Origin of the sequence: Citrobacter sp. wls757 (assembly GCF_005280935.1) — a bacterium.
GTDB classification, from domain to species: domain Bacteria; phylum Pseudomonadota; class Gammaproteobacteria; order Enterobacterales; family Enterobacteriaceae; genus Citrobacter; species Citrobacter portucalensis.
This window is the reverse complement of the sequence record NZ_SZWU01000080.1, coordinates 98,566-107,469: the sequence shown is the minus strand read 5'-3', so window position 1 is coordinate 107,469 and position 8,904 is coordinate 98,566. Positions and strand designations below refer to the sequence as shown.

At 53.2% G+C, this 8,904-nt stretch carries 6 protein-coding genes; 3 read left to right on the top strand and 3 right to left on the bottom strand.

Annotated features, from left to right (window positions below; translation table 11 throughout):
- Nucleotides 1–1,568, bottom strand: a 1,568-nt coding sequence (locus FDW94_RS22545; protein WP_249358685.1) for an alpha,alpha-trehalase, incomplete at its 3' end; no start/stop codon positions are given.
- Between the two features lie 427 nt (nucleotides 1,569–1,995).
- Here FDW94_RS22545 and FDW94_RS22540 point away from each other — a divergent pair.
- Nucleotides 1,996–3,390: a cytochrome-c peroxidase gene (locus tag FDW94_RS22540; RefSeq protein WP_111464565.1), complete on the top strand. Its 1,395-nt coding sequence runs from the start codon at nucleotides 1,996–1,998 to the stop codon at nucleotides 3,388–3,390.
- A gap of 42 nt (nucleotides 3,391–3,432) precedes the next feature.
- Here FDW94_RS22540 and gorA read toward each other — a convergent pair whose 3' ends face one another.
- Entirely contained in the window at nucleotides 3,433–4,785 is a 1,353-nt protein-coding gene (gorA, locus tag FDW94_RS22535; RefSeq protein ID WP_008786397.1) for a glutathione-disulfide reductase, read from the bottom strand.
- A 104-nt stretch (nucleotides 4,786–4,889) separates the two neighbouring features.
- Nucleotides 4,890–5,732 carry a 23S rRNA (adenine(2030)-N(6))-methyltransferase RlmJ gene (locus FDW94_RS22530; protein WP_003827459.1) on the bottom strand — a complete coding sequence of 281 codons (843 nt, stop codon included), beginning with the start codon at nucleotides 5,730–5,732 and terminating at the stop codon, nucleotides 4,890–4,892.
- Nucleotides 5,733–5,940: 208 nt separating this feature from the next.
- Here FDW94_RS22530 and prlC point away from each other — a divergent pair, with 208 nt between their 5' ends.
- Nucleotides 5,941–7,983 (top strand): oligopeptidase A, encoded by a 2,043-nt coding sequence (gene prlC / locus FDW94_RS22525; protein ID WP_060682916.1) that lies wholly within the window; start codon nucleotides 5,941–5,943, stop codon nucleotides 7,981–7,983.
- Between the two features lie 8 nt (nucleotides 7,984–7,991).
- Entirely contained in the window at nucleotides 7,992–8,741 is a 750-nt protein-coding gene (gene rsmJ / locus FDW94_RS22520; RefSeq protein ID WP_003827462.1) for a 16S rRNA (guanine(1516)-N(2))-methyltransferase RsmJ, read from the top strand.
- Nucleotides 8,742–8,904 lie beyond the last annotated feature (163 nt).

Sequence of the window (8,904 nt, the reverse complement as noted above, 5' to 3'; positions counted from 1 at the left end):
CCGCCGCCTTCGCGCGGCGCGGCGTCGGCTATGTGGTATTTTTCGATAAGTTTGTGGTGTTCCTGATAAAAGAGATTCACCGTTTTCAACCAGTTACGGGCAATTTCATCCCCGAGATGGTCGTCACCGTACAGTTTGAAGCCCTGGATCGCCATCCACTGCAGCGGCGCCCAGCCGTTGGGTTTATCCCATTGTTCCCCGGTTTCATGCTCCGTGGCTAAAATGCCACCGGGCGTGAGCAGGCGACTGCGAACTGCGTTAGCAAGCCGATCGGCTTGTTCATGCGTTGCCATACCGACATACAGCGGCACAATACTGGCGGCAGAAAACAGGGCCATTTGTTCGCGCCGCCAGTCGTAATCGCGATAGCAGCCGTTTTCATCGTCCCAGAGATAGCGGTTTACCGCATCACGACGATCGCTGGCTTTCTGGCGAAACAGCGCTTCCGTTTCTTTGTCACCTTTCAGCGCGGAAATATTGGCGATAGTGCTTTCCAGCTTGTAGAGGAATGCGTTCAGGTCAATTGGGATGAACTGCGTGGTGCGTATGCTGGCAAGGCGGCCTGCGTCGCGCAGCCAGCGCGATGAATAATCCCAGCCAGAAGCCGCGCCCGCGCGTAAATCCCGATACACTTCATTGGGCGGGCGACCCGAGTGCTTGGCGGTCTCGACGTCTTCAAGCCATGACTCATCGCGCGGCGTATCACGATCGTCCCAATAGCGGTTAAGTAGAGAGCCGTCCGACATTCTGATCACGTGGCGGTAGGCCTGGTTGAGTACCAGGGAATCGGCGCCATCCATCCAGAACGCGTACTCCATTTTTAGATGATCAAGGTAACGACGCGCGCCGCGTACGCCATCTTCTTCAAACAGCTCCACCATCAGGGCAAAAACGGGCGGCTGTGAGCGGCTCAGATAGTAAGTGCGGTTGCCGTTCGGGATGTGACCATAGTTTTCAATCATCCAGGCAAAGTTATCTGCCATACATTTCAGCAGATCTTCGCGGCCGCTCTCTGCCAGACCCAGCATGGTAAAGTAGGAATCCCAGTAGTAGGTTTCGCTAAAACGCCCGCCTGGCACAATGTATGACTGCGGTAACGCCAGCAGCGAGGACCAGGGAATGTGATCCTGCGGCTCGCGCGTCAGCACCGGCCACAGTTGATCGATATGTTCTTTCAGCGAACTTTCCGGGTCAGAAACGTATTCGCTGGAGGGCGTTTCCGGGAGCCAGAAATGGTTCTCGACGAAGCGTCGCAGATCGAAGTCCCGATGGCGTTTAACCTTGCGATAGCGAATTAAAATGTCGAGCGGGTCCATTTTGGGCGCACAATCTGGGAAGGTTTTACTATCCGCAAACAGTTTGGATGACTGGACGTGTTCGAACAGTTCGAGATAACGATCGGCAGGGGTTAACGCATCTGAAGCGGGAAGCCCTTCAATCATCTCCGGCTCAGGCTCCGCCTCAATCATTTCATCCAGCTTTAACTCGCACGGATCCATTTCATAAAGCAGATCGATGTCGATCGTCATTTCTTCAGAAGGGGCGTGGGGTAGTTTCTGGTTGAGCATAATGAGAAAGACCTCCGATGGACGTTGAAAGATGAAGGCTATTGCCCGGTCGTCAGTTAAGCGTAGACATTCGCTTCGGTGTCGGGTGAGTAAAGCGTGCGGTTGATCACGTTTTAATGCTGAGCAAAATTTAAAGAATCAGACTATCCCAATGAAAATAATGGATAATTCAAAATTCTGCATGCTCTGAATATATTCCATTTTCAGAGCATTCGATTGCAACGAGGTGTGAACAGAGACAGGTAACGCCTTATCTCTATAATAGGCGCAGGCTATTCTATTGATAGTTCTCCCCCATGTAATTGCTTGATACTTATCAAAATAGTAATCCCCTTATTTCCTATGATGGTCAGGTCTGACAAAGACTGTGCATTAATTATTCTAATTTTTCTGGGTCACAATAACTCACAACGGTGAGGGTAAAATAATGAAAATCATTACCCGTCTTACCGCGATTGCCATAGCTGGCATCGTGATTTGTTATTTTGGATTATCCGGTTATGTGTGGTATCACGATAATCAACGTAGCAAACAGGCTGATGTTCAGGCCTCTACGCTGGAAGAAAATAATAAGGTATTAGGATTTTTACGCGAAAAAGGATGCGATTATTGTCACACGCCTTCAGCTGAATTACCTTTCTATTCTTCTTTTCCTGTCGCTAAGCAGTTGATGAATTACGACATTCAACTGGGATACAAATCATTCAATCTTGAAGCCGTTCGTGCGGCACTGGTCGCAGATAAACCCGTTTCGCAAAGCGACCTGAATAAAATTGAATGGGTGATGCAGTACGACACCATGCCGCCAACGCGATATACCGCGCTGCACTGGGCCGGGAAGGTCAGCGATACGGAGCGAGCCGAGATCCTGGGCTGGATTACGAAACAGCGTGAGCAGTATTACGCCAGTAACGATACCGCCGCGCAGCATCGTAATGAACCGGTACAACCGATACCGGAAAGCATCCCAACCGATGCCCGCAAAGTAGCGCTTGGCTTTACGCTTTACCACGACCCGCGTATTTCAGGTGACAGCACGATTTCTTGCGCGCATTGCCACGCCCTGAATGCAGGCGGCGTGGATGGCCGGAAAACGTCGATCGGCGTAGGCGGCGCCGTTGGCCCGATTAATGCGCCGACGGTGTTTAACTCGGTCTTCAACGTTGAACAATTCTGGGATGGTCGTGCGCCAACATTGCAGGCGCAGGCAGGCGGCCCGCCGTTGAACCCTATCGAAATGGCGTCTAAATCCTGGGATGAAATTATCCAGAAACTGGATAAAGATCCGCAATTGAAGCAAGAGTTTATCGCGGTTTATCCGCAGGGATTCAGCGGGGATAATATTACTGATGCGATTGCTGAGTTTGAGAAAACGCTAATTACGCCAAATTCGCCGTTTGATAAATGGCTACGCGGCGATGAAGCGGCGTTAACTGCTCAGCAGAAACATGGCTATCAATTGTTTAAAGATAATAAGTGTGCGACCTGTCATGGCGGTATTATTTTAGGCGGGCGCTCATTTGAGCCATTGGGGTTGAAAAAGGACTTTAATTTCGGTGAGGTCACTGCCGCAGATATTGGCCGCATGAACGTCACTAATGAATTACGTGACAAGCTGCGTCAAAAAGTCCCGGGCTTGCGTAACGTTGCGCTGACCGCGCCTTATTTCCATCGCGGTGATGTGCCTACGCTCGATGGTGCGGTAAAACTGATGCTGCGTTATCAGGTGGGTAAAGAACTGCCGCAGGAAGATATCGACGATATCGTGGCGTTCCTCGAAAGCTTAAACGGCGTGTATACGCCATATATGCAGGGTAAATAAGAGAAAACCGGATGGCAAAGCACCATCCGGTTTATTTATTGCTTAACGCATGGTAACGAATTCTTCTGCCGCCGTTGGATGAATCGCAACGGTGTTATCAAAGTCTTTCTTGGTTGCGCCCATTTTCAGCGCGACCGCGAAGCCTTGCAGCATTTCATCCATTCCAAAACCAATACCGTGAATACCGACAATTTTCTCTTCCGGACCGACGCAAACCAGCTTCATACGGCACGGCTGACGATGTGAGGTGACAGCGGTATACATTGCGGTAAATGATGATTTATACACTTTCACCTGGTCATCGCCGTGCTGTTCGCGAGCCTGCTGCTCGGTCAGGCCCACGGTGCCAATTGGCGGGTGGCTGAAGACCACGGTCGGGATGTTGTTGTAGTCCAGATGCTCGTCCGGCTTGTTGTTAAACAGACGCTCGGACAGGCGACGGCCCGCGGCAACGGCAACCGGCGTCAGCTCAACGGCACCGGTATTGTCGCCGACGGCATAAATACCCGGCACGCTGGTGTTCTGGAATTTATCAACGACGATGTAGCCTTTTTCGTTGGTTTTCACGCCGGTAACAGCCAGATTGAAGTTGTCCGTTTCTGGCTCACGACCAATCGCCCAAATCAGGCAGTCTACCGTTTCGCTACGACCATCTTCCAGTTGCAGGGTCAGGCTGCCGTCAGCGTTTTTAACAACCGCTTTTGGAATCGCGTGAGTATGCAGAGTCGGGCCTTCGGCGTTCATTACCTCAACCAGCGTGTCGACGATCATCGGGTCAAAGCTACGCAGCGGCGCGTGTTTGCGTACGAACAGGTGCGTTTGGGCACCCAGGCCGTTAATCACACCAGCCAGCTCAACGGCAATGTAGCCTGCACCAACAACAGCCACGCGTTCTGGTAACGCTGGCAGCTCAAAGAAACCATTAGAATCAATACCGTATTCCGCGCCAGGGACAGCCGGGCGACTCGGGCGACCACCAGTGGCAATCAAAATATGATCGGCAGTGATGATTTCACCATTCACTTCAACGGTTTTTGCATCAACGAAGCGCGCAAAGCCTTTGATCACATCGACATTATTTTTGCCCAGCACGTTGTCGTACGAGGTATGAATACGATCGATATAAGCGGTACGCGTGGCGATCAGTTTATCCCAGTCGAACTTATTGATGGTGGTGTCGAAACCGTAATCCGGACCGTACATGTGGATCGCTTCGCGGACCTGTGCGGCATGCCACATCACTTTCTTCGGTACGCAGCCAACGTTAACGCAGGTGCCGCCTAACTCTTTGGCTTCAATCAGTGCGCATTTTTGACCGTACATTGCTGCACGGTTAATGGAGGCAATACCGCCGCTGCCGCCGCCAATAGCGATGTAATCATAGTGCTTGGTCATGACCGCTCCTTTATGTTCATTGTAGGGCGGAGAAGCGTTACGCCATCCGCCAAAATATTCGCGATTGTATACCTGATATTAAAAGGTTCCACCGATGGCTGCGATTACTCCGGCACTATCCAGCTTACGGAAGTATGACCGGTTCCTGTCGGAACCAGTTTGCTGTGTAGCCACGGCAGGACGTTGTTCATCTGCTGCTCCAGCTTCCACGGTGGGTTAATCACAATCATGCCGGATGCCGTCATGCCGCGCTGATCGCTGTCCGGGCGTACTGCCAGCTCAATTTGCAGAATTTTGCGGATGCCGGTGTCTTCGAGATCGTGGATCATGCGCTTGATTTGTTGGCGCAGAACCACTGGATACCACAACGCATAGGTGCCGGTCGCGAAACGTTTGTAGCCTTCGTTAATACCGGTCACTACTGCCTGGTAGTCGCTTTTGATTTCGTAGGGTGGATCGATAAGGATCAACCCACGACGGGAAACCGGCGGTAATTTTGCTTTCAGCTGCTGATAACCATCGGCTTTGGCCACGCGAGCGCGCTCATCTTTCTGGAATTCGCCGCGCAGCAGAGGGAAGTCGCTCGGGTGCAGTTCAGTTAATTGCAGACTGTCCTGTTCGCGCAGCAGCTGGCGAGCAATTAACGGAGAGCCAGGGTAGTAGCGCAACTGACCGCTACGGTTGAAGTGCTGCACTACGCCAATGTAGGGTTCCAGTTCGGCAGGCAAATCGTCCTGCTGCCAGATACGGGCGATTCCTTCCAGGTATTCACCGGTGCGTTCGGCATGCTCACTGCTCAGCTGATAACGGCCAGCACCAGCATGGGTGTCCAGATAAAGAAACGGTTTTTCTTTCTCTTTGAGCGATTCAATGATCAGGCTCTGAACGGTGTGTTTAAGGACGTCGGCGTGGTTGCCTGCGTGATAACTGTGGCGATAACTGAGCATGGGTAATGAAATTCCGCTGAAATGACGATTTGCCACAGTTTACAGCAGATCGGCACAGATTACCCGCAGGCCCGGTAAGCGTAGCGTCACCGGGCGTCTTTCCATCACGGTTAGCATTGAAATCCTCTACACTTAACCCCATTGTACAAATTAATATGCACAGCGCCGGATACGCGCTTCATTCACTCTTTTCAACAGGACCGCGCTAATGACCAATCCATTGCTGACTCCCTTCGAACTGCCGCCGTTTTCTAAAATTCAGCCAGAGCACGTTGTGCCTGCCGTCACTAAGGCGTTGAACGATTGCCGTGAAAATGTTGAGCGAGTGGTTGCGCAGGGCGCGCCGTACACCTGGGAAAATCTCTGCCAGCCGTTGGCAGAAGTCGACGATGTGCTGGGGCGTATTTTCTCTCCGGTTAGTCACCTGAATTCGGTGAAAAACAGCCCGGAACTGCGTGAAGCCTACGAACAAACGCTGCCGCTGCTGTCTGAATACAGCACCTGGGTTGGACAACATGAAGGCCTGTACAAAGCGTACCGCGACCTGCGTGATGGCGATCATTACGCCACCCTGAACACCGCACAGAAAAAAGCGGTTGATAACGCGCTGCGCGATTTTGAGCTTTCTGGTATTGGTCTGCCGAAGGAAAAACAGCAGCGCTATGGTGAGATTGCCACCCGCCTGTCTGAGCTTGGCAACCTGTACAGCAATAACGTCCTCGATGCTACGATGGGCTGGACCAAGCTGGTGACCGACGAAGCGGAACTTGCCGGGATGCCGGAAAGCGCGCTGGCCGCCGCAAAAGCGCAGGCTGAAGCCAAAGAGCAGGAAGGCTATCTGTTAACCCTGGATATCCCAAGCTACCTGCCGGTGATGACCTACTGTGATAACCAGGGGCTGCGTGAAGAGATGTATCGTGCATACTCCACGCGCGCATCTGACCAGGGGCCAAACGCGGGCAAATGGGACAACAGCCCGATAATGGAAGAGATCCTCGCGCTGCGCCACGAACTGGCACAACTGCTGGGCTTTGAGAGCTACGCCTTTAAATCTCTGGCTACCAAAATGGCGGAGAACCCGCAGCAGGTACTCGACTTCCTGACTGACCTGGCGAAACGTGCCCGTCCGCAGGGTGAGAAAGAGCTGGCTCAGCTGCGCGCCTTCGCGAAAGCGGAATTTGGTGTTGATGAGCTACAGCCGTGGGATATCGCTTACTACAGCGAGAAACAAAAACAGCACCTCTACAGCATCAGCGACGAGCAGCTGCGTCCTTACTTCCCGGAAAACAAAGCCGTTAACGGTCTGTTTGAAGTGGTTAAACGTATTTATGGCATCACCGCCAAAGAGCGCACCGATGTTGACGTCTGGCATCCGGAAGTTCGTTTCTTCGAGCTGTACGACGAAAACAACGAGCTGCGCGGCAGCTTCTATCTTGATCTGTATGCCCGTGAACATAAACGCGGTGGGGCGTGGATGGACGACTGTGTCGGCCAGATGCGCAAGACAGACGGCACATTGCAAAAGCCGGTCGCTTACCTGACCTGTAACTTTAACCGTCCGGTGAACGGTAAACCTGCGCTGTTTACCCACGATGAAGTGATCACCCTGTTCCACGAGTTCGGCCACGGTCTGCACCATATGCTGACCCGTGTCGAAACCGCGGGCGTTTCCGGTATCAACGGTGTGCCATGGGATGCGGTCGAACTGCCGAGCCAGTTTATGGAGAACTGGTGTTGGGAGCCGGAAGCGTTGGCGTTTATCTCTGGTCACTTTGAGACCGGTGAGCCGCTGCCGAAGGAACTGCTGGATAAAATGCTGGCGGCGAAAAACTACCAGGCAGCGCTGTTTATTCTGCGTCAACTGGAGTTCGGTCTGTTTGATTTCCGTCTGCACGCGGAGTTTAACCCGCAGCAAGGGGCTAAAATCCTCGAGACGCTGGCGGAAATTAAAAAACAGGTCGCCGTGGTGCCGGGCCCAACGTGGGGCCGCTTCCCGCATGCCTTCAGCCACATTTTTGCTGGTGGCTACGCAGCGGGTTACTACAGCTATCTGTGGGCAGACGTACTGGCGGCAGATGCCTTCTCTCGCTTCGAAGATGAAGGGATTTTCAACCGTCAAACCGGACAATCGTTCCTCGATAACATTCTCACCCGTGGCGGTTCTGAAGAGCCGATGGAGCTGTTCAAGCGCTTCCGTGGCCGCGAGCCACAGCTGGATGCAATGCTGGAGCATTACGGGATCAAAGGCTGATTATTCACGTGAAAATCTGCTTAGTAGATGAAACAGGCGCCGGAGACGGCGCCTTATCTGTTCTTGCCGCCCGCTGGGGACTGGAACACGATGAAGATAACCTGATGGCGCTGGTGATGACGCCGGAACATCTGGAACTGCGCAAACGTGATGAACCCAAACTCGGCGGTATCTTCGTGGATTTCGTGGGCGGTGCGATGGCCCATCGGCGCAAATTTGGCGGTGGACGCGGTGAAGCGGTGGCGAAGGCTGTTGGCATTAAAGGCGATTACCTGCCGGATGTGGTCGATGCAACCGCAGGGCTGGGGCGCGATGCGTTTGTACTGGCCTCGGTAGGCTGCCGCGTACGAATGCTGGAACGTAATCCGGTGGTTGCAGCACTGCTCGATGATGGCCTGGCGCGCGGCTATGCCGACCCGGAAATCGGTCCGTGGCTGCAGGAACGTTTACAGCTGATCCATGCGTCGAGTCTGACAGCGTTAACCGATATCACGCCGCGCCCGCAGGTGGTGTACCTCGATCCGATGTTTCCACATAAGCAGAAAAGCGCGCTGGTGAAAAAAGAGATGCGGGTGTTTCAGTCATTGGTGGGGCCGGATTTAGATGCGGATGGGCTGCTGGAGCCTGCGCGTCAGTTGGCCACCAAACGTGTGGTGGTGAAGCGCCCAGATTACGCGCCGCCGCTGGCGGATGTCGCCACGCCGAACGCGGTAGTCACGAAAGGGCATCGGTTTGATATCTACGCTGGGACAGCATAGTTTGTAGATCTGTGCGCTGTGCTGCCTGATGTGCTGAGCTTATCAGGCCTACGGCAGCGTGTGGTTTGTAGGCCGGATAAGGCGTTAGCCGCATCCGGCTTGGTGCGCTGTGCTGCCTGATGCGCTGCGCTTATCAGGCATACGGCTGTGCGTGGTTTGTAGT

Excerpts from the sequence above, each read along its gene's own strand:
- gorA (WP_008786397.1), bottom strand. The coding sequence starts at position 4,785 with ATGACCAAGCACTATGATTACATCGCTATTGGCGGCGGCAGCGGCGGT.
- FDW94_RS22540 (WP_111464565.1), top strand. The coding sequence starts at position 1,996 with ATGAAAATCATTACCCGTCTTACCGCGATTGCCATAGCTGGCATCGTG.
- prlC (WP_060682916.1), top strand. The coding sequence starts at position 5,941 with ATGACCAATCCATTGCTGACTCCCTTCGAACTGCCGCCGTTTTCTAAA.
- FDW94_RS22530 (WP_003827459.1), bottom strand. The coding sequence starts at position 5,732 with ATGCTCAGTTATCGCCACAGTTATCACGCAGGCAACCACGCCGACGTC.